The sequence below is a fragment of the Metabacillus litoralis genome (assembly GCF_020524045.1).
In the GTDB taxonomy this organism is placed as follows: domain Bacteria; phylum Bacillota; class Bacilli; order Bacillales; family Bacillaceae; genus Metabacillus; species Metabacillus litoralis_C.
In genome coordinates this window covers 34,274-57,574 of the sequence record NZ_JAIVKL010000018.1, presented here as the reverse complement: position 1 = coordinate 57,574, position 23,301 = coordinate 34,274, and the positions used below count along the sequence as shown (strand labels likewise).

17 protein-coding genes are annotated in these 23,301 nt (G+C 34.1%); 14 read left to right on the top strand and 3 right to left on the bottom strand.

Annotated features, from left to right (window positions below; translation table 11 throughout):
* The first annotated feature begins 17 nt into the window (after positions 1-17).
* The 8 genes from LC076_RS19935 to wecB all read left to right on the top strand — a co-directional run bounded on the left by LC076_RS19935 (position 18) and on the right by wecB (position 14,120).
* Positions 18-1,277 carry a nucleotide sugar dehydrogenase gene (locus LC076_RS19935; protein ID WP_226670842.1) on the top strand — a complete coding sequence of 420 codons (1,260 nt, stop codon included), beginning with the start codon at positions 18-20 and terminating at the stop codon, positions 1,275-1,277.
* A gap of 23 nt (positions 1,278-1,300) precedes the next feature.
* A complete protein-coding gene (locus tag LC076_RS19930) occupies positions 1,301-2,113 on the top strand; it encodes an ABC transporter permease (protein ID WP_226670841.1) in 813 nt (270 codons plus the stop codon).
* A 27-nt stretch (positions 2,114-2,140) separates the two neighbouring features.
* On the top strand, positions 2,141-3,055 hold the full coding sequence (locus tag LC076_RS24545) for an ABC transporter ATP-binding protein (protein ID WP_413466014.1): 915 nt from the start codon (positions 2,141-2,143) through the stop codon (positions 3,053-3,055).
* Between the two features lie 18 nt (positions 3,056-3,073).
* Positions 3,074-3,988, top strand: coding sequence for a class I SAM-dependent methyltransferase (locus LC076_RS19920; protein ID WP_226670840.1), 915 nt, complete (start codon positions 3,074-3,076; stop codon positions 3,986-3,988).
* Between the two features lie 6 nt (positions 3,989-3,994).
* Complete coding sequence (locus LC076_RS19915; protein WP_226670839.1) at positions 3,995-6,652, top strand: glycosyltransferase; 2,658 nt, start codon at positions 3,995-3,997, stop codon at positions 6,650-6,652.
* 99 nt (positions 6,653-6,751) lie between these two features.
* Positions 6,752-9,688 carry a polysaccharide pyruvyl transferase family protein gene (locus LC076_RS19910; protein WP_226670838.1) on the top strand — a complete coding sequence of 979 codons (2,937 nt, stop codon included), beginning with the start codon at positions 6,752-6,754 and terminating at the stop codon, positions 9,686-9,688.
* Positions 9,689-9,814: 126 nt separating this feature from the next.
* Entirely contained in the window at positions 9,815-12,397 is a 2,583-nt protein-coding gene (locus LC076_RS19905; RefSeq protein ID WP_226670837.1) for an SH3 domain-containing protein, read from the top strand.
* A 577-nt stretch (positions 12,398-12,974) separates the two neighbouring features.
* Positions 12,975-14,120 (top strand): non-hydrolyzing UDP-N-acetylglucosamine 2-epimerase, encoded by a 1,146-nt coding sequence (gene wecB, locus LC076_RS19900; protein ID WP_226670836.1) that lies wholly within the window; start codon positions 12,975-12,977, stop codon positions 14,118-14,120.
* Positions 14,121-14,140: 20 nt separating this feature from the next.
* Here wecB and LC076_RS19895 read toward each other — a convergent pair whose 3' ends face one another.
* The gene (locus LC076_RS19895; protein ID WP_226670835.1) at positions 14,141-15,385 is read right to left on the bottom strand and encodes a glycosyltransferase family 4 protein; all 1,245 of its coding nucleotides are present in this window, start codon (positions 15,383-15,385) and stop codon (positions 14,141-14,143) included.
* A 56-nt stretch (positions 15,386-15,441) separates the two neighbouring features.
* On the opposite strand from LC076_RS19895, the gene LC076_RS19890 reads away from it, so the two are divergent.
* Positions 15,442-16,605, top strand: coding sequence for a glycosyltransferase family 4 protein (locus LC076_RS19890; RefSeq protein ID WP_226670834.1), 1,164 nt, complete (start codon positions 15,442-15,444; stop codon positions 16,603-16,605).
* Positions 16,606-16,778: 173 nt separating this feature from the next.
* Positions 16,779-17,861 carry a glycosyltransferase family 4 protein gene (locus LC076_RS19885; RefSeq protein ID WP_226670833.1) on the top strand — a complete coding sequence of 361 codons (1,083 nt, stop codon included), beginning with the start codon at positions 16,779-16,781 and terminating at the stop codon, positions 17,859-17,861.
* A 222-nt stretch (positions 17,862-18,083) separates the two neighbouring features.
* On the opposite strand, the gene LC076_RS19880 is transcribed toward LC076_RS19885, so the two are convergent.
* Together LC076_RS19880 and LC076_RS19875 are read right to left on the bottom strand one after the other, a co-directional pair.
* A complete protein-coding gene (locus LC076_RS19880; RefSeq protein WP_226670832.1) occupies positions 18,084-19,121 on the bottom strand; it encodes an LCP family protein in 1,038 nt (345 codons plus the stop codon).
* Between the two features lie 18 nt (positions 19,122-19,139).
* A complete protein-coding gene (locus LC076_RS19875) occupies positions 19,140-19,778 on the bottom strand; it encodes a YigZ family protein (RefSeq protein WP_226670831.1) in 639 nt (212 codons plus the stop codon).
* A gap of 196 nt (positions 19,779-19,974) precedes the next feature.
* On the opposite strand from LC076_RS19875, the gene LC076_RS19870 reads away from it, so the two are divergent.
* The 4 genes from LC076_RS19870 (at position 19,975) to LC076_RS19855 (ending at position 23,295) form a co-directional block, all read left to right on the top strand.
* Complete coding sequence (locus LC076_RS19870; RefSeq protein WP_226670830.1) at positions 19,975-21,141, top strand: sensor histidine kinase; 1,167 nt, start codon at positions 19,975-19,977, stop codon at positions 21,139-21,141.
* A gap of 87 nt (positions 21,142-21,228) precedes the next feature.
* Positions 21,229-21,915, top strand: a complete 687-nt coding sequence (locus tag LC076_RS19865) for a response regulator (protein WP_226670829.1) — start codon at positions 21,229-21,231, stop codon at positions 21,913-21,915.
* Between the two features lie 194 nt (positions 21,916-22,109).
* Positions 22,110-22,952: a DegV family protein gene (locus tag LC076_RS19860; RefSeq protein WP_226670828.1), complete on the top strand. Its 843-nt coding sequence runs from the start codon at positions 22,110-22,112 to the stop codon at positions 22,950-22,952.
* Between the two features lie 142 nt (positions 22,953-23,094).
* Positions 23,095-23,295, top strand: a complete 201-nt coding sequence (locus LC076_RS19855) for a hypothetical protein (protein WP_226670827.1) — start codon at positions 23,095-23,097, stop codon at positions 23,293-23,295.
* The last annotated feature ends 6 nt before the right edge of the window (positions 23,296-23,301 follow it).

Genomic DNA, 23,301 nt, shown 5'->3' with positions numbered 1-23,301 from the left:
AAGAGAGGATGCAAAAAATGAAAATTTGTACAATAGGATTAGGTTATATTGGATTACCAACGTCAATTATGTTTGCTAAATACGGAGTTGACGTGGTTGGTGTGGATGTTAGTCAACGAGTAATTGATTCATTAAATAATGGTCAAATTCATATAGAAGAACCTGGTTTACAAGAAGCTCTGGAAGAAGTTATTCAAAGAGGTAACTTTAAAGCTTCGTTATCACCTGAAAAGGCTGATACATTTATTATTGCTGTCCCAACACCTAATAACGATGATGAACATAGATCTTGTGATTTAACTTATGTGCTAGCTGCAACAGAAAGCATCATACCATATCTTGAAAAAGGCAATACTGTAATTGTAGAATCAACAATTGGTCCTAGAACGATGGACGATAGCGTAAGGCCGAGGTTAGAAGAGGCAGGTTTTACGGTTGGAGAGGATATCTTCCTAGTTCACTGTCCTGAGAGAGTATTGCCTGGTAAAATTATGCATGAGTTAATTCATAATAACAGAATTGTAGGTGGTGTTACACCAGCTTGTACTGAGAAAGGTGCAGAAGTTTACGAAACATTTGTACAGGGTGAAATTATTAAAACAAACGCAAGAACAGCTGAAATGTCGAAGTTAATGGAAAATACATTTCGTGATGTAAATATTGCTCTAGCTAATGAATTAGCGAAGGTTTCAAATGAATTAGGAATTAACGCTCTTGAAGTAATTGAGATGGCAAACAAACACCCTAGGGTGAATCTGCATACACCCGGACCAGGTGTTGGTGGACATTGCTTAGCAGTAGATCCTTACTTTATTATAGCCAAAGCACCAGAATCATCTAAAATGATAAAAATTGCTAGAGATATTAATAACTCTATGCCAGAATACGTTATTGAATCAGCATTAAAGTTACTTTCCAAAAATAATGGAAAGAAAATTACTGTATTTGGTCTTACTTATAAAGGGAATGTGGATGACATAAGAGAAAGTCCGGCAATGGAGATCTTTGAAAAGTTAAGAGCGAACCTGCGTTGTGAAGTCGTTGCATATGATCCTCATGTTAAGATGGAATTTGTTGAATCAGACCTTGAGAAAGCACTTACTGGATCAGATCTGATCTTAATTTTGACAGATCATAATGAATTTAAAGATCTTTCTGGTGAACAATACAACAAAATGAATACACCAATAGTCTTGGATACAAGAAATATTGTAAGTAGTTCTAACCAAGATTTACAAATTGCTAATTTCGGAAATCTTTATTCATTTATCAACTAAACCATGAAAAAGGAAGCTTAATTATGTTCAAGCCTGTTATAGAAATCTTATCAGAGCAATTCAAGCATATAAACTTAATATATAGAATGTCTAGGTTTGAAGTAAAGGGAGCCTATCAAAATCATTATTTAGGTACTCTATGGCAATTTCTAAACCCGATAATTCAAATTATGATTTACTGGATAGTATTTGGAATTGGGATCCGTGGGGGACAGCCTGTTGGTGAAATACCTTATATTTTATGGCTTTTGATGGGCTTAATTCCATGGTTTTTTATTAGTCCATCTATGATTCAGGGGTCCAACAGTATTCATCAAAAAGTCTCGTTGGTATCCAAAATGAATTTTCCTGTAAGTTTGCTACCAACAATTAAGATTGTAAGTAATAGTATTAATTTCTTAGTATTAATGGTGATTTTAATCGCATTACTTCTACTAAGCGGTGTTCCTGTTACGATTCATTGGATTCAAATTTTTTATTATTTCATTTGTACGATCATTTTTATCTTTGCTTTCTCGCTGTTTAGTTCTACTATCTCTACAATAATTAGAGATTATCAAACTTTTCTATCGTCCATGATGCGTATGTTGTTATACTTATCTCCGATATTGTGGAACCCAGAGAGTAGAAATGTACCAGAAATTCTAAGTAATATCTTAAAGTTAAATCCAATTTATTATCTAATAGATGGTTTTCGAGATTCTTTTCTTGGTGAAGGTTGGTTTTTTGAAGATCCAACATACACCTTATACTTTTGGGTATTTACACTAATCCTTTTATTTTTTGGAGCAAAGTTACACATGCGTTTCAGGGAGAATTTTGTGGATTATCTATAAAAGATAATGTGAGGTATTAATATTAAAATGAACTATAAAGTAGAAGTTAAGAATGTATATAAATTGTATTCCACTCAAACTAAGCCGGCTGATAAGCTTTTGAAGTTTTTCTCTTTTAAGAAAAAAGAAAAAAACACTAAATACTTTTCTGCTGTTAAGGATGTTACCTTCCGAGCTGTAGAAGGAGAAACGATTGGGATACTAGGTCTAAATGGATCGGGTAAATCTACTTTATCGAATTTGCTTTCTCAAGTAATCCAACCAAGCAAAGGAACGATTACACTTAATGGTACTCCATCTTTAATAGCAATTTCTGCAGGCTTAAATAATAATTTATCCGGTATGGAAAATATTACGCTTAAGTGTATGATGCATGGTCTAACTCCTAAACAAATTGATGAGATTAGACAAGACATCATTGATTTTGCTGAACTAGCGGATTATATTCACCAACCAGTTAAGAATTATTCTAGTGGTATGAGATCTAGACTTGGGTTTGCAATATCAGTGCATACTGACCCAGATATCCTTATTATTGATGAAGCACTTTCAGTTGGAGATACAACTTTCACAAATAAGTGTCTAGATAAAATGAACGAGTTCAAGGCTCAAGGTAAAACAATCTTCTTTGTTAGTCATTCTGCTAGTCAAATGAAAGCCTTCTGTGATCGGATTGTATGGATGCATTATGGTGAAATGAAAGCAATGGGGCCTTCAGCGGAAGTAGTGAAAGAATATAATTTGTTTACAAAAGACATCAAGGCGTTGTCTGCTGCTGAAAAATTGAAGGTGAAGAATGACAGCCTTAAGAAACAATATATTGAAGTAACTAAGGAAGCTGAATTAGAAGATAAGGTCTCTCATAAAGGAGAGGTACTTGTGAATTTCTTAATGCTAGCTCCAGTCGTTATATTAGGTGCTCTTGTGGTATTCGGGTATTAAAGCAAAGGAGAAGTTTTGATGGTAGAAAAAAAGAATAATGTCTACACTGAAATTGCATTCGGATCTGAATATGATTACAGAGAAAGTCAAAATTGGTTGCTGAGTCAAGTTCAAGGTACCCATATATTAGACGTAGGATGTTCCAATGGTTATACCTCTATTCAGTTGGGAAGAGAGTACAAAAAAGTTCTCGGTATTGACACATCTTCTTTGGCTATTAACGAAGCTTTAATAAGATTAAAAGATGAAGATGAAGACACGAGGAATAATGTTATGTTTGAAAAGAGTAACTTCTTCAAGCGGGAATTCAACAACAAATTTGATACCATTTTACTTGGGGGAATACTTGAACAAATAGCTGATTTTGATACTTTCTGTCACAAAGCCTTTTCCCTATTAAATGAAAAAGGAAGGGTTATCGTGACAACACCCTTTGGTTTAAATGATTCTTCTGAATTTAAAAGAACATTTTATATTCATGAATTTCTTAAAATTCAACAGCCTCTGATTTCTATAACTGAAATTGAGTACAAGGGTTCTTGGATAGGGGTTATTTTTCAAAAAACGGAGACTATTTCTAGTCAGAAAACACTTGATTTACCTTTTTTAAAACAGTTAGAACAAGCTTTTCTTCGGAAGGAACAGATGACATTAGCGAAAACACAGAGAAAGACACAGGGAGTTTCGGATGATGAAGATGTTTATAAAAAGTTCCTTGATGAAAAAATTATAAAAGTTAAAACACAGCAGGAGCTGTATGAGCAATATAAAAAAGAAAAAGAAATTCTTAACGCCTATAATAAATTGAAAAAAGAACATGAAAAGATACTTAAGAGCTATAAACATCTTAAGAATCAAGTCGATAGGATTAAGAAGACCTTCATAGGAAAAGTTGCTTTTAAACTATGGAGAATGCTCAAAGGAAAAAGGTGAAAATAGATGGATTCTAAACACATAAAAAAAAGGCTGTCAAAATTAGACAATCGAATAAATGAGTTAGACCAACTATTATCATCTGACCTTGAAAATTTAAAAGTCTCTGAAGGCATATCATTAAATGTTTCTAGCTTATTTAAAGACCAACCAGAACCTGTAGATTTAGAGTCATATCGAAACATACGTAGTAAAGTGGCTGATGAGCAATTTGTTGAACAATTAAAGGAATATGTTAGTGATATCCCAAAAAGTAATGGATCTAGCTATTATTCAAAGATTGAATTAAATATTGGGATTGTCATGGATGAGTTTTTATATCACTCTTATGAAAATACTGCCAATTTCTTTTATGTTACTCCTGAAAACTACAAGGAGATAGAAAAAGAAGTAACCATACTATTAGTTGCCTCTGCTTGGAAAGGTTTAGGGAATGAATGGGTGGGGTTAGGGAACCTTAAAAATAAAAAAGTCCGTTCAAAAATGTTTGAAGTAATAAGTTATTTTCAGTCTAAAAATAAGAAGACCATTTTCTACTCTAAAGAAGATCCGACCAATTATGAATTCTTTGTAGAGATAGCAAGTAAGTGTGATTATATCTTTACTACTGCTGTTGAAAAAATCCCTCACTATAAAAGAGATTGTAAAAATGATCAGGTCTTCCTATTAGAGTTTGGTGTAAATCCAACATATAATAACCCAATTGGATTACACAAACATAATGTAGACCAAAAGGTTGTATTTGCTGGATCGTGGTATCGGAAATATCCTAATCGTCAAAAGGATACTAGAAAAATATTTGATGGTGTCATAACTGCAGGTAAAGATTTAAAAATTATTGACAGAAATTATAGTAGAGACTCTGAAAGCTTTTTGTTTCCTACAGAATACTTGAAATATGTATCACCTGCAGTACAACATGATATGCTTCAGCTTTTATCCAAACTTTACACTTGGTCGATCAATTTAAACTCAATCCAAGAAAGTATGACTATGTTTGCAAGTAGAGTTTATGAGCTTCAAAGTATGGGCAATCTCATTTTATCCAACTATAGTTTAGGGGTAAATAATCTATTTCCTAATGTCTTTATGATATTTAATAGTAATGAAGTGGATTTTATACTTAATCATTATAGTGAATTAGAAAAGTACCAGTTACAAATGTTTGGTGTTCGTAAAGTGCTTCGAAGTCATACTACATATCATCGCTTAGCGTCTTTATTAAAAAATATAGGTTTTGAACAAGACCTTATTTTTGATAAAAGCGTCGCGGTTGTGTGTGAAGAGTTATCTGATCAAATGATTGAGCAGTATAATAGACAAACATACAAAATGAAGACTTTGCTTACACTTGACCAACTAAATGAAAAATATAGCGATTTTGATTATATTGCCTTTATGTCAGATGAATATGAGTATGGCGAGTTTTATTTGGAAGATATGATAAATGGGTTTAAATATACAAATTCTACTTTCATAACAAAGGATTCCTATTTTAGTGGATTAAATAGAATAGCTGGAATTGAAAATGATTATGTCAATCGAGTGAGTGATTATAAAAGGACACTATTTTCTTTAGCTCACTTTAGTGTGGAAGAACTGTTAAATATCAAGAATTTAAAGGTTGAAAAACCTGGTTATAGTATTGATAGTCTTGAGTTAAATGTATTGAGGGAAATTAAAGTGATTGAGCCTTCTAAGCCAAAATTCAGTGTAATTGTTGCTGCCTATAATAATGGTGATCATCTATATAGTAAGTGCTTTATGAGTCTTAGAAGATCATCTATGTTTAATGAGATGGAGGTTATTATAGTTGATGATGGATCTACAGATGATTATACACCTAAAATTGTAAGTCGATTAGCAAGGCTTTATCCAAATGTAAAAGCCCACTTTTACAAAGATGGTGGCAGTGGTAGTGCTTCTAGACCTAGAAATAAAGGCGTGTTAATGGCATCAACAGAGTATGTTACCTATCTGGATCCAGATAATGAAGCCATAAATGATGGGTATACTAAGCTTTATCAATCTATTTGTCATAGTGATGTAGATGTTGTCATTGGTAATATTATAAAGGTAGATACGAATGATCGACTTGTTGATTACTATAAGGCAGTGAAAGAGAAATATCCAACTAAAGATATTTTCGGCAATCGAGATAGCCGTGAATTATTCATTGAAACATCATTTAAAGTCCAAAGTATTCAAGCGATGTTAATTAAAAGAACGCTACTACTAGAGAAGGATTTAAAAATGTTAGTAGGTGTAGTAGGAGAGGACACGATCTTTTTCTATGATGTGCTCTTACATGCTAAAAACTTCACTGTAATCAATGAGACTATTCACCTTTACTATGCTGGAGTAGAAGGATCAGCTGTTAACAATGTTTCAGCAAGAACCTTTATGAAATATAAGGAATTAGAGGATGAAAAAATCTTGTTCTTAGAGAAGAATCATCTTTTACATGCATATATGCAGCTACGGTTTGAGTACTATTTCAAAAATTGGTATATGAAAAAGCTGGAATTAGTAAAAGAAGAAGAGCGAAAAGAGTCAGAAGAAACCTTATATCAAATATATCAGTTATATGAACAACATTTGCCTTCTGACCTAGATGAAACTATTAAGAAATGGGTAACATTAGTAGCAACTTCCAATGACTGATTGCACTTAATAAATTATACTGATTTAGGATTACTGAATTAAATATAGGGTGTTCCCCTATTGATAATAAATAATATACTAACGAAGGGCTGGTAGGAAATGGGACAAAATTTACCTTCAGTGGAACAGCAACGAGAACTTTTAAGGGAAAAGAAGATATTAGCAGGGGAATATTTTCGAATTTTACACATTGGGCGGTATGCTTTTGGTAAAACGGATATCGTTAGTAGAATGAAACAAGCACTAGAAAATCTAGGACATACCGTGTTTGATTTTAATACGGATGACTTCCCAGTCGTAATTCATAATCCAGATCGACATACGGGTGGGTTTGGTCCAATTGAAATCAAGCTAGACTTGATTAAACCTTTGTTGAAACAATTTGATCCTCAAATCATTGTCTGTAATGCAGGAGGATATACATTCTCTGAAGAAGACAGCAAGTGGTTAAAGGATCAAGGTTATATTTTAGTTGGGATTACATTATCAGATCCTGATGTATTCCCTGGTACGAAAAAGTTTGCTCATCGCTTCGATTATCATGCAACAAATGCCGTAGAAGCCTTGGAGATGTACAAAGAAGCAGGCATCAATAATACAATTCATTGGCCATTTGCCATTGATAGAAGCTTTATTGAAGCAGAGGCCGTAGAAAGACCAGATTGGAAAGCAGATGTCATATGTATTGGAAATGCTTTTAATCGCCCTGATCGTAATTCGATGATGAATTATTTGGATGAGCATTTTGAAGTAAAGGTATATGGAACAGGTTGGGAAATTCCAAATTCATTCCCTGTAAGCGGTGAAGATTTCTACTCAGCTGCAAGAGCTGGGAAATTCCATATAAATTTCCCAGGTACAAGAGCAGGATTTACGAACCTTAAGATCGGTGTATTTGAATCCATTGCAAATGGTGGGATCCTTTGTACAGAGATCTTTGAAGAAATGGAATTATTTTTTGAATATGGGAAAGAGATTATCGGATATAAAGATGCAGAAGATTTAAAAGAGAAGCTTGAATATTATATTAACCATCCTGAAGAAGCTGAGATGATACGCAGACGAGGATTTGAAAAATTAGTTAAGCATCATATGTGGGAAACTAGATGGCAGGATTTGCTCACACAAATTCAAAACGATATTAATTCAAAGCAAACAAAGTTATCTAAAGGTAGATATGAGCAAATTAATGAATTACATGGTACGAAAGAAAAAGCTGCAAAGGTTATCATCCAAGGTTACTATGGCGCACTAAATACAGGAGATGACTTGATTCTAGAAGCAATAAGCACAAATATCAAGAAAAAATACCCAAATACTCTTATCATGGTAGCAGGCTTTAATCGTAGACCAATTACATTGAAGCAAGGGTTTTACAGTCTACCAAGAACAGATGTTTACCGGATGGATAAATATATTAAAGAGGCTGATCTTCTCATCTATGGTGGGGGTGGATTATTAAATGATTATACTTTTAATAAAGCTGCAGGTGTCCCTGATTTCTTTGATAGATTCACTCACGGATTGACAGGAATGGGGACTATACCAACAATGGCTAATATATATGAAGTGCCAAGTATGTATTTTGCTTTAGGTGTAGGACCACTTGTTAATCCAGAGGCACGTAAGTTTGCTAAATTCATGGTAAATCAAATGAGTGTCGTAACAGTAAGAGACGAGTACTCTAAAAACTTACTAGAATCGATTCCTGGTTTAACGAAAGAAGTAAATCAGACTTCAGATGCGACCTATATGCTTGATGATCCGGGTGATGAAGCTGCAGCTGCCTATTTTAAAAAGTACAATATTGAATCTAAGAATTTAATACTTCTAACCATGAGGGATTGGAAGGATAATCCAGTCAACTTCGAAGAAAAAATGGCTCGTTATTTAGATTCCATTCTAGCGGACAGTAATTATACTATTTTATTTCTACCTTACCAATTTGGAAAAGGGAAATCAGATGATAATAAGATTCACGGAAAAGTTCAGGAGCTTATGAGTAATCAATCTCGTACACTTGTTTATGAGCATGAGGGTGATTACACAGAATTTCTAAGCATTGTTAAGAATGCAGGATTATCTATATCGATGAGACTTCATGGTTCGATCCTAGCTAACCTTTTTGGTGTACCATCCATTGGTTTTAACTATGATGATAAAGTATTAGCACATTATCAAAACCTTCATATGGATCAATATTTATTAGATCTTGACTTCGATGTTGATCATGCTATTAAAACATTTAAAGATTTAGAAGCAAATAAAGAACAAATGTCAGATAGTATAATGAAATATGTTGCTCGTGAGAAAGAGAAATCTTCTAAGTCTTATGAATTTGCTGTTCAGTTGCTTGAACAAGGTGTTAAGAGGGAGAAAGACATCTATAGACACTATCCTAGAGAAGAATCTCTGCACAAAGTGAATGAGCAAGCATTACTCAAAGAACTTACTATGTTGCGTTTAGAGAATAGAGAGTTACAATCAAACTTCAAAGTTATGCAAAATGCGATGAATATGATGAAAATTGATGATCTCGAAAAAGTAGACCTTTCAAAGGCTATAATAGAATGCCAGGACCGTGCTTTAAATGAGCAGGTAATTCTTTCACATAAGTCTAATAAAATTGGAATTCGTTTATCTGATTTAGATGCACCTAAAAAAGGAGACTTTTCTACAGCTAGAGTTCAACTAAATGTTGAGCCTGGAACAGAGTACGCATTGAATGTTACCGTTCATTCTCCGTACTGTAAACCAAAAAATGTAGGTCGTATCCAATATCAATTAAAACTTGATGGGAAAAAACTATATAAGGAAGATATCGCAGAAGATGGTAATGAAAAGGTATTAACATTTAATATAAAACCAAAACGAAAAAATATAACACTAGAGTTAAGACTGGACTCATTGAAGAATTGTGAAAGCTGGAGATGGGGAAGTGCTTCTAAAACTAGCATCTATGATATAAGTTTAATTAAATTGGGTAAAAGTAAGCCTAAACAAGGGATTGTAAAAAGGGTCTTAAGCAAGAATTAAGACCCCAAGCCTTTTATTTATTATGTAACTAATAACGACTTGAATAAATTAGTGAGGATGTGATGATTTATCTTTAAGTCAACACTAAAATGTTTGCTTTTATTCTTGATGGTCTTCGTTTTTCAAATGACTTTTCTTAACGAAGGTCAAGTAAAGGCTGCAAATGAATTCAATGACTACTTTAAAGTGGTAAATGATAATGTGAAAGTTTATCAAAATACTAAAAAAGGACTTGTTGCAGTAGGCAGTTTAACTAATGGTCAGGTATATAAAAGAAAAGCAAATCAAACATATTGGCATGTTATAGAGTTTGGAGATAATGTTGGGCTTGTAAAGAAATCTGATACAGAACCATCAACTGGCAATACTATAAAAAATCATATTGGGAGTCTAACCCAAAAAGATTTAGAGATTACAATTTTACAAGAGGCAATTGTAGTAGACTCTAAATCTGGATATACCCAATTTGGTAGCATCTCACAAGGTATGACCTTCCCAGTTGTTGTTAGTCAAGCAAACTGGTGGGGAGTTAACCTTTCTGGGCGCTTAGGTTTCATACCAAAATCAACCGCTATGGCAAAGTTTTATTCTTCGGACAAATACTTTAAGGTCACTGGTCCAACAGACGTGTATATTAATACCTCTAAAGGGTTGACGAAATTTGCTAGTTTAACTATAGGACAGGTTTATCCTAGAGTAGGAGATCGAACGAATTGGCACCTAATTAAGATTGGTAATCAAGTAGCTTATGTGAAAAAGAGAGAAACAGAACCAGTTTCTTCACATTCTATTAATAACCTCCTTACTACAACAAAAACTACTGGTAGAAAGCTAGTCTTTCTTGAAGAGACGGAGGTTTTGGATACAAAATCTGGATATGCGCCATTTGGTAAGGTTGCACCAGGCACAGAGTATCCGATTGTCATTAGTCAGTCAAATTGGTGGGGTATTAACTTTGGCGGCAGACTTGGATTTGTTCCGAAGTATACTGCAGCTGCACAATTTGTACCATCTGATAAATACTTTAAAGTGACCTCAGGACAAGCTGACGTTTACCATAATACTAGCAATGGTTTAGTAAAAGTAGGGGAGCTAGTTAAAGGTCAAGAGTTTAATAGAGTAGATGAACAAAAATACTATCATCTAGTTGAATTTGGAGATCAGGTAGGGTTTGTTAAGAAAACTGATACAGAACCTTCAACTGGTGGATCTATTAAAAATGCTCAAACAAATACGGGAACGACTAAAAGAATTACGATGTTTACAGATGCACTTGTATATGACACATCCTCAGGTCAATATATTCCTTATGCCAAATTAGTACCAGGAAGCTCATATCGTGTTGTATTTGAGCAAAAAAATTGGTGGGGAATTAATATCGCAGGAAGAAGAGGGATTGTTTCTAAAAATGCTGCATCTAATATACTAGTAGAGACATCTAACTATAATTTAGATTTTACTAGAATGGTAGATGTACAAATGGGTGCAAACCCTAAGAGCGATGGAGCAGGTAAAATATCTGCAAAACGTGAAGATGTCTCTTATTATTTAAATCCAACTAACTTTAAGAGAGGGACATCAAGCTACTTTCAATTTTTATTGCTAGATTCTTCTACAAATGCTGATCCTAACGAACTAAATATCTTTCTAGAAGGTAAAGGCTCATTGGATGGGCAAGGGGAAGCATTTGCATATGCAGGTGAAAAATATGGTGTCAACGAGATATATTTAATTGCTCATACATTGCATGAAACGGGAGCCGGTACAAGTTATGAATCTGTTTTATCAAAAGGTGTTAGTACATGGACAAAGCTAGTACCTGGAACTTGCACTCCAGTTAAAGACAGTAATGGAAAAACCATAACAATGGATATTTCACCTAAAAAGGTATATAACATGTATGGAATTGCTGCTTATGATGACTGTGTTGTTAATGCTGGTGCTCAACATGCTTATTCAAAAGAATGGTTTACACCAGGAGCGGCAATTAAGGGTGGAGCAGGATTTGTAAACAATAGTTACTTCTCAAGAGGACAAAATACTCTTTACAAAATGCGCTGGCATCCAGCACACGTAGAATCAAGGGATACTTTTGGTCCTCAATATGCGACACATATTGCTTGGGCTGATATTCAAGCCAAGAAGATTAGTAATATGTATGCTCAGCTAAATAATTATTTCTTACGATTTGATGTTCCTAATTACAAAAATCAATTACAAGATAATAATGTCAATCCACCAGAAGAAGACGCACCATCACAACCAATTAGTTTCCCTGTAAATACTGTAGGTAAAGTTATGATTGACTTGAATCTAAGAAGTGGGAATTCAACTTCAAATGATATTATACAAGTACTTAAAGCCGGTACTAGAGTTGATGTAATTGGTTTAGATAATGGTTGGTTAAGAATCAAAATTCCAGGAACAAATACTGAAGGTTGGGTATCAAAAGGTAACTCAACTACAGTATATGTAGAAATTAATAATTTATTACAAGTGAATACAGAAGGCACAAACCTTAATGTCCGTGAAACAGCTAGTGCATCTGGTAATAAATTAGGAAGTCTTGATAATGGTACACTCGTTTCTGCAAAATTGGACGAGAAATATAACTTTATCACTGTTGAAAAAGATGGATATACATGGTACGAAGTGTACTTTAATGGTACAACTGCCTATGTTGCAGATTTTGTGAGTATAATTAAATAAAATAATTTTATCCGTATCATTTTTTATGATACGGTTTTTTAAATTTAAATTAGGATAATTTGATTACTTGTACTATACAAGTGAATAATATAAAGGGGATTATTGAAAACCTCTTAACGAATTCTAATTTTCAAAAAGGTGAATTTGATTACATTCATTGCATGATTTTCCAACTAACTCATTAGTTTCACTGTTAACGTAATAGAAACTTTCACTACCGCAAACAGAGCATATACAAATTCGATATAATTCACAAGTGCCAAGTGTCATTTGAATGTTATCTTCAAGGGACAAAGCTATCACCTCGCATAGTAGTAACAATATTATTGACAAAAGTTATAAAAATTATGATATCTTTATAAATGCTACATAATGCTATTCATGCATTATAATAGAAGAAAACACCTCTCAATTTGAGATGTGTCAGTCATTTGTTTTCTAGTTTATAATAATTACGTACAAAAAGGGTTTATAACTTAATATTGTTTACAGTTATATTACAATTTGTCGAAATTGAGAAATTTATGGTATTTTAATATTAGTTTATATGACCATAGCCAATAAAGGAGAATATTTAATGAATAAAAAAATTAAAGTTATGACTATCTTCGGTACCAGACCCGAAGCAATAAAAATGGCACCTCTTGTTCTTGAATTAGAAAAATTCCCTGAAGAAATTGAATCAATTGTAACGGTTACTGCACAACATCGCCAAATGCTTGATCAAGTTCTTGAACTATTTAATGTAACGCCGAATCATGACCTAAATATAATGAAGGATCGTCAAACGCTTACAGGCGTTACGACACGTGCACTAGAAGGCTTAGATGACGTAATGAAGGAAGTTAAGCCAGATCTTGTTCTTGTTCATGGTGATACAACGACAACATTTGTTGCAAGTCTAGCTGCATTATATAATCAAATTGCCGTTGGTCATGTTGAAGCGGGTCTAAGAACATGGAATAAATATTCACCATTTCCAGAGGAAGTAAATAGACAGATTACAGGTGTTATTGCGGATCTACATTTTTCACCAACTGACAAGTCTGAACAAAATCTACTTCAAGAAAATAAAAAGGCTGAAACGATCTATGTCACTGGTAACACAGCTATCGATGCTTTAAAAACTACAGTTAAAGATGATTATACTCATGAAGTGTTAGAAAAGGTTGGATCTGATCGAATGATTCTTCTAACTGCTCATCGCCGTGAAAATTTAGGGGAACCTATGAGAAACATGTTCCGCGCGATCAAACGTCTTGTTACAGAGCATGATGATGTTCAGGTTGTATATCCTGTACATTTAAATCCAGCTGTTCGTGAGGTTGCAGATGAAATTCTAGGTGAAGATACTAGAATTCATTTAATTGAACCACTGGGTGTATATGATTTTCATAACTTTGCATCACGTGCGTATATAATTTTAACGGATTCTGGTGGTGTACAAGAGGAAGCACCATCATTAGGCGTTCCGGTATTAGTATTACGTGACACAACGGAACGTCCAGAAGGTATTGAAGCAGGTACATTAAAGCTTGCCGGTACGGATGAAGAAACAATCTATTCATTAGCTTATGAGCTTTTAAATAATAAAGAAGCGTATGAAAGCATGTCAAAAGCATCAAATCCATACGGTGATGGAAATGCATCTAATCGAATTGTAAGAGCGATACTACAGCATTTTGGCAAACGTGATGAAAAGCCAGAGAGATTTCAAGCGTAATAAGAAAAGACGATTAGTTTTTATAAACTAGTCGTCTTTTTTTGCAACTCTTTCCTAGTGGATTTCGTCAAATCCCTTAGAGTATCCGATAATTCAATTGCCTGAGTCTCACGGTTGAACGATTGAAGAAGTTCACGTTTAACATTTCGTCTAATTTCTTTTAATTCGTCTGGATGATTTTGAGCATATTTCAATGCTTGTATAAAATCACCTGGATTCTCCGGCTCGAAGTAAAAACCGGCATGATGCTTTTCAACAATTTCTCTTGCTTCGCCATTAACACCGATTAAGACAGGAGTTGACATCGACATGTAATCAAATACTTTTGAAGGAATTGTTATTTCAAACAAAGGATGTTTTTTTAGTGAAACAATTCCAATATCAGCTGCTTCATAGTAGCTAATTAACTCTTCTTTCTTTTTGCTGTCGACAAATAAAATGTTTGTCAGTTGAAGAGATTTAGCACGATCTATTAATGATTGTTTCTCCACTCCCTCACCAATAATCATAAAGGCAATAGTGGGGTCATCTTTTAGTTGTTCTGCAGCAGAGATAATGGTATTTAATCCTTGAGCAGCTCCAATATTTCCAGCATAAAGGGCGAGGAATTTATTTTCTAGGTTGTATTGTTGTTTGACTGATAAAGATTGTGCAACATTGCCTTGACTTAATGTATTAGGATTTACCCCGTTCGGTATGACCGTGATCTTTTCTTCTGGTATTCCTTGGTCCATGAGGCGCTGTTTATACCCTTGTGTTACAACAATAATATGGTCAGCCTTTTTATAAAGAAACTTTTCAAGCTTACGAGCAAGATTTAAAAGTTTTTTGTTTTTGAACTGTCCTAAAAGTTCGGCAAAGTCTACCCACAAATCTCGTATTTCGAAAACGAATTTTGTTCTATGGACTTTGCTTAAAAAGTAACCTGTTACTCCCTGAAATAATTGAGGCGAAGTAGCATAAATTACATCAGGTTTTTTTATGAACAAGCCAGATATACAGCTAGAAACCATAAATGATAAGTAATTAGCAAGTCTACGTATGGAGCTTGTTTTCGTATCTCTTATTCGAAAAGATCGATAAACAGTTATATGGTTAACCTTTTCTTTTTTAAATACCTTTTTTATCGACTTTGAATTAGGGAAGGTTGTTAGCACATGAACATCATGACCTAAGTTTGCTAGATTTGAACTCATATCATAAGCTCGTCCCTGTGCTGCACCTATTTCAGGTGGGAAATGCTGAGTAATATAGACTATTTTCATAGAAGACCCTTTCCATAAAAAATTAGGAATTATCAATATTATAGTGTAAAGTATAAATGGAAAAGTTACAACTTGGATTTGTAAAAGGATATGATATTATGACGAAAATTTGTGTTTTAACAACAGTTCATCATGCTTATGATGGAAGGATATACCATAAACAATGTAAATCATTTAAAAATGCAGGATATGAAGTAACGTTATTAGCACCTAAGCCTGAGACGATAATAGAAAACGATGATATTAAGCTGGTTCCAATAGAGAAGCCAAAAAAAGAGTGGAAAAGATTTTTACATGCCTTTACTGTGTTTAAGTTGGCGAAGCAAACAAAGGCTGATCTCTATCATTTTCACGATCCGGAGCTATTGCCTGTTGGAGTGTTGTTGCGCATATTCACGAAAAAACCTGTTATATTTGATGTACATGAACACTATCCAAATGCGATTATGAGTAAGAAATATTTAAAAAAGTGGATAAAGCACCCGGTTAGGTTAGTCTATGAGTTGATAGAGAAAATATCATTACCTATCATCTCTGGTGTTATTTATACAACGGAAGAAGTCGGTGAGAGGTATAAAAGATATACTTCATGTAAAATTGAAAACTATCCTCTACCTACAATGTTTCCTCCTATAGATTCTAGCAACAGAAAGAATGATTATATTTTATATTTAGGGGGTATTACCCCAATTAGAGGTATAGAAGAGTTAGTAGATGGTTTTGCTCATGCTGTAAAGCTAAAGCCTGAAGCTAAGCTCGTTTTTGTGGGAAGTTTTGAATCTGCTGCTTTTGAAAAGAAAATCAAAAAGAAAGTTTTAGAAAATGGACTAGAAGGTAAAGTGGTGTTTAATGGCAAAGTTCCGTATGAAAAGATTGAAGAACATTTGGCAAAGGCATCTATTGGTATTATTCCCTATTTACCAGTTCCAAATCATTTAGTTTGCTTACCGAATAAATTATTTGAATATATGGCAGCAGGAGTTGCTGTTATTGCTTCTGACTTTCCTCATTATAGGAAAGTGGTAGATACGTCCAATAGTGGAGTGATGATTAATCCTGAACGTCCACAATCTATAGCAAAAGCTATTCTCGCTTTATTAGAGAATCCAGAAATGATAAATGAATTAGGTCAAAGTGGCAAGGCTGCTTTCTCTACAAAATATAATTGGAATCTTGAAGAAGAGAAACTTTTAGCTTTTTATAAAAGATTTCTTAAGTAGTAAATTTTTCTTACTCAGTATCTTTCAATATGTTTTAAACCTTTTGTTTATGCTATGGATAACAAGATAAATTGATGTTTAAGTTAAGACTTCGAGAAAAAAACAATTGAAAGTTAGAGAAAATTTGCTATGATTGAAGAAGTGTAAATTTCTCACAAAAGTGGGGGTAAACGATGCATTCTTATATTGACTATATTGTAGCATTTATTCTTTCCTTTGCTGTAACTGTTCTTATTACACCTTTGGTAAAGAAAATTGCGATTAAAATCGGTGCTACAGATCAACCAAATACACGCAAAATTCATAAGGAAATTATGCCGAGAATGGGTGGACTTGCCATTTTCATTGGTGTAATTGCTGGCTTTCTATATTTAAAACCCCAATCACCATATATGACTGAAGTAATTATTGGGGCTTTCATTATTATTTTGATTGGAATTCTAGATGATCGCTTCACATTACCAGCACGATATAAATTTTTAGGTCAATTAATTGCAGCGATCGTGGTTGCATCATCAGGATTATTAGTAGATAAATTCAATGTGCCATTTTTCGAAACTGTTCATTTAGGTGTTTGGAGTTACCCTGTAACTGTTTTATGGATTGTTGCAATTACAAACGCTATTAATTTAATTGATGGCCTAGATGGCTTAGCTGCAGGTGTATCATCAATTGCTATGACGAGTATTCTTATTATGGCGTTTGCAGATTCCCAAATTGTGGTTATAGCTCTATGTACAATATTAATTGGTAGTTCATTAGGTTTTCTTGTTCATAATTTTTACCCAGCAAAAATATTTATGGGTGATACTGGGGCGTTATTTTTAGGGTACTCAATTTCTATTATTTCAATGTTAGGGTTGTTTAAAAACCTTACTTTATTCAGCTTTGTTATTCCAATTATTGTTTTAGCTGTTCCGATTTTTGATACAGTTTTTGCGATAATTAGAAGATTTTTGAATAAACGTAGTATTGCAGCACCAGATAAATTGCACCTGCATTATTGCCTTGTAGATCTTGGCTTTAGTCATAGAACATCAGTATTGATTATCTATTTCTTTAGTGCATGCTTTGGCTTTTCAGCAATTATTTTCTCGAATGCGACTTTATGGCTTTCATTGCTTCTTATGATGATCTTATTGCTTGCGATTCAGTTTATTGCTGAATTAGTGGGTTTAATTGGCATGAACCGTAAACCTCTTATAAATACATTTAGAAGGTTAACAGCTGTTAAGAAGCCACAGAAGGATAATTAAAAAGGCTGTTTCGTAAAACTTTGTTGTTTTTTAATACTTTGTTGCTTTTTAATACTTGATAGAAACAGCACTATATAAAGTCTAGTGGCACCTTTTCTTCTAGAATAGTGCCTTTAATGCGATGAAAATTCTCACAGAGAATTAGGTCAATTAGCAACAATATTTCAGAAAAGAGCCATTAAAAAAGCAGGTGAAACGATAAAAATCGTTCACCTGCTTTTTTTATTGCTCACTTGGTGATGTTGAATCAAATTCATCTGTTGTTCCAGTGTCATCTGATGATAAACCACTTGTTTGAATTCCTAAATGTGATTTAAGTATATTTTGTGTTTCTATCACGCTTTCTTCTTCAGGAAGCCAATAAGCTACTCCATCAATATACTCTCCAACACCTTCTAATTTAATTGTTTCTATACTACTTGTGTTAAAGTTTGAATACTTTTGATAAAAACCTAACAGCTCTGAAACCTTCATATTTGTTTCGACATTTTTACCTACTTCATCAGTTAGTTGATCTACTTTAAACAGTGTACCAGCAGAAGCAACTTCTTTAATGACTGCTTTAACAACTTGCTGCTGTCTTTCATTACGTCCAATATCATTATTAGGGTCTTGCAGACGCATTCTTGCGTAAGCAAGTGCATATCTACCATCTAGTTCCATAGGACCTTCATAAAATTCAAGTACTTCCGCTTTACGGTCATCGCTGTTTTGTGTGAAGTCAAAAGGTACATCTACGTTAATACCCCCCACAATATCAACAATGTTCTTAAATCCATCAAAATTTACAGTTGCATAATAATCAATTGGTATCTCTAGGAAATCCTCAACCGTTTCTATCGTTAGCTCTTTACCACCTTTTGAAAAGGAGTGATTAATTTTGTCTAACCCTTCATTAGGAATTTCAACTCTTGTATCACGAGGGATACTTAATAACTTCATTGATTGGTCTTCAGGATTAAAGGTTGCAACCATTAATGTATCAGAACGACCACCTTTACCACCACTTGAATAATCTTCAACACCTAGTAGTAATATAGATACGGGATCATTTGAAATATTAACAGCATAATCGCGAAGTTTCGATTTATCTCTTCCTAAATCATCGTAAGAATCATTAGCAGCGTCCATTGTTTGGTAAAAAACATAACCTAAATACAATCCAACACCAACTAGTAAAAGAAGAAATAATCCTAAAATTCGTCGTAGTATCGGATGTTTTTTCTTCTTTTTCACTTTCTTCATATCTTTTCTATTCATAAAATTTCTCCTCAGATATTAAATTTCTACCCGCTCCTCCAAATAAGTAACATCACCTTCAGAAATTTCACTCTTCCCATTCGTCAGCTCTGTCATCCATTCGAGGAAGCTTTGTTTTTTCTCTTCTTCTACATAGGCTTCCACTTCAACATCATTTAAATAATGAATTTCCTTTAATAAATATGTGGAAGAACGTATTTCATTTTCCACTTTCCCCAACCATGTATAGTCAATTTTTGTATGCATTACGCGCATGAGTTTTCTTTCGACAATTCCTGCCACTTGTAGGCCTTCTGATACAGATTTACCATAAGCACGAATCAGTCCGCCACCACCAAGTTTAATACCACCGAAATAACGGGTAACAACAACTACCGTATCTTTTAAGTTTTTCTTTTTAAGCACCTCAAGCATAGGGACGCCTGCTGTACCAGTTGGTTCACCATCGTCATTCGCTTTTTGGATGTTATCATGTTCGCCAATTAAGTATGCAGAGCAATTATGATTTGCATCATGATGCTTCTTTTTTATTTGTTGAATAAAGCTGATCGCTTCTTCTTCCGTTGTTGCCCTTTGTGAATAGCAAATAAATCGAGATTTCTGAATAATTATTTCATGCTCTCCATAGCCTTTTACGGTATAATAATGTGAAAGCATGCTTGTACACCTCCTGACAAGCAAGCAATTTTAGAATAGCATATTTCTTTATTATAAAACGACATTTTTTTTACTTCAAATGTTATTAATGTGACAAACTAAAAAGAAGTGAGCGTAACGAGAAGTTAAAACAGGTTTTTCCTTTTAGCTTCGAGCAAAACTTTTATCATATACATATTAAACCGGAGGGAAAAAAATGAACTCCAACAAAAAGATGGACAGTAAGCTACTTGATGAAGTGTTAGATAAAATGATTCACACTGTTGATGGAAGTAAAGATGAAATTTTTCAAATTGGTGAACAATCTCGTCAGCAGTATGAGGATTTAGTCGAAGAACTTCGAGATATTAAAATGCAGGTTGGTAAAGTTATTGAAGAAGGGGACAAGTTAGAGGTTCATGCTCGTTTTGCGCGGAACCGTCTGTCACAGGTGAGCAAGCATTTTAAGGAGTTCTCAGAAGAAGAGATTCGTGAGGCCTATGAGAAAGCCCATAAGCTTCAGGTAGAGCATTCAATGCTTCAGCAGCATGAAAAGCAGCTCAGAGATCGTCGTGATGACTTAGAACGTCGTCTGCTTGGCTTACAGGAGATTATTGAAAGATCTGAGGCACTTGTTAGTCAAATTACGGTTGTGCTAAATTATTTGAGTCGTGATTTACGTCAAGTGGGTCTGCTTTTAGAGGATGCTCAACAAAAGCAGGACTTTGGCTTGAGGATCATTGAGGCTCAGGAGGAAGAAAGAAAGCGTGTTTCTAGAGAAATTCACGATGGACCAGCACAAATGCTAGCGAATGTCATGATGCGCTCTGAATTGATTGAAAGAATTTATCGTGAACGTGGTGCTGAGGAAGGTTTTAAAGAAATTCGTAACTTAAGGACAAATGTTCGAAATGCTTTATATGAAGTAAGACGAATTATTTATGACTTAAGACCAATGGCTTTAGATGACTTAGGTCTTATTCCAACCCTCAGAAAATATATGAACACAATCGAAGAATATAATGGAAAAACGAAGATTACGTTTCAAAGTGTTGGAGAAAGAAATGACCACCGATTACCATCGCGATTTGAAGTCGCTTTATTTCGTTTAGCACAAGAAGCTGTAACAAATGCTTTAAAACATGCAGAAGCAACAGAAATTACTGTGAAAGTTGAAGTAACAAAAGAGTCGATCACACTTGTGATAAAAGACGATGGTAAAGGGTTTAACATCAAGAAAAAAGTGGGAAATAAAGATAAGAAATCATTTGGACTCATTGGTATGAAAGAGCGAATAGATTTGCTCGATGGAAAAATGACAATGGATTCTAAAGAAGGATTAGGGACTTTTATCATGTTTCAAGTTCCAAATCAAGTTGGATAAAACAAACCCTTCGACATAATTGGACTAAAGACATATTGACGGGTTAGCTAGCAAATAGAATAGAATAGGACTGTGGGGAGGCATAACATGAAAACGAAAATTGTAATTATTGATGATCATCAGTTATTTCGTGAAGGTGTAAAACGCATTTTAGATTTTGAACCAAGCTTTGAGGTTGTGGCAGAAGGTGATGATGGTGAAGAGGCGTTAGCGATTGTAGAGGCTCATAAACCAGATGTTGTGATCATGGATATTAATATGCCAAAAGTAAATGGTGTGGAAGCAACAAAACAACTAATTGAAGCAAATGAAGATAATAAAGTAATTATCTTATCAATACATGATGATGAAAATTATGTCACACATGCATTAAAAACAGGCGCAAGAGGTTACCTATTAAAAGAGATGGATGCAGACACACTTATTGAAGCAGTAAAAGTTGTAGCAGATGGTGGATCTTATTTACATCCAAAAGTAACACATAATCTTGTTAATGAATTCAGAAGGCTTGCAACTTCAAGTGGACAAGCTGCCCCAACGCAACCATTACAGCCTGAAATTCGTCGTCCATTACATATTCTTACTCGCCGCGAATGTGAAGTTCTCCAAATGCTTGCAGACGGAAAAAGCAACCGCGGAATCGGTGAGGCACTTTTTATTAGTGAAAAAACAGTGAAAAACCATGTAAGTAACATCTTACAAAAAATGAATGTAAACGATCGTACTCAAGCTGTTGTTTATTCGATTAAAAATGGCTGGGTTGAAGTAAAATAGAAAATAATACAAAAATGGGCAGACTCAATGATTTGGGTCTGTCTTATTTGTATTTATGAAAAATTCATAAATACAATTTTAAAAGTGATTGGTGTTTCATGACAAACTTGTGTCATAATAGAATAGGAAATATACATATATTATAAGGACAAGCTAGTGAATAATATTAATTTGTACAAGGAAGGAATTTGAACATGAAAACGGCTATTGTAACCGATAGTACAGCATATATCCCTAAAGAAATTCGTGAAAAACTTAATATACATATGATTCCTCTTAGTGTTATTTTTGGATCAGAAATTTATGAAGAAGAAGTTGAAATCACATCAGAGCAATTTTTTGCTGAAATGAAAGAAAAACAAGAATTTCCTACAACATCACAACCTTCTGTTGGTATGTTTGTTGAGTTGTTTGAAGAGTTAGCGAAGAATTATGATGCAGTTGTGTCGATTCACTTATCGAGTGGAATTAGTGGAACGTTTAATGGTGCAGTGACTGCTTCAGATATGGTGGATAGCATTAATGTTTATCCTTTTGATTCAGAAATTAGTTGTATGGTTCAAGGGTTTTATGCACTCGAAGCATCCGAAATGGCCAATGATGGCAAATCCCCTGAAGAAATCATGAGCCGATTACATGAAATGAAGCAATCGATGCGTGCCTATTTTATGGTAGATGATTTAACAAATTTACAGCGTGGTGGACGTCTTAGTGGGGCTCAGGCTTTGATTGGAAGCTTGTTACAAGTGAAGCCAATTCTGCATTTTGAAGATAAATTAATTACTCCTTTTGAAAAAATTCGTACAAAGAAAAAAGCACTAAACAGAGTGTATGAGCTTTTTCATGAAGACGCAAGTCAGGTTGTCCCAATGCGAGCAGTTGTTATTCATGGAAATCGCCCAGAAGAAATTGAAATCATCAAACGTGATCTAGAAGCAAAATATCCCCATGTTGAATTTATGGTGAGCTATTTTGGACCTGTTGTTGGTACTCATCTTGGAGAAGGTGCCATTGGGTTAGGTTGGTATAAGAAATAATTCCTAGATAAAAAGGTTGAGAAAATGAGAAGGAAGTACGAATGTTATGGTGCTTTCTTCCTATATTTCCGTAAAATTATGGACATGTTTTAAAACTTCCTTCATACTAATTTTATAGACAGATTTAGAGGAGGTTTACTAAATGAATACTACTTCCAACAACACATTACAATCGAGTAAAGAAGAGGTTAAACGTACATACCGACACTGGACAACTCTTGAAGATCGAAAACTATTACAACTACGCGAAAGTGGTTTGAAGTTTAAAACAATCGCTGACCAACTTTGCCGTACCCCGATTAGTGTGGAAAAACGATTCCGGAAAATATTAAAAAATAATTGAGGTGAA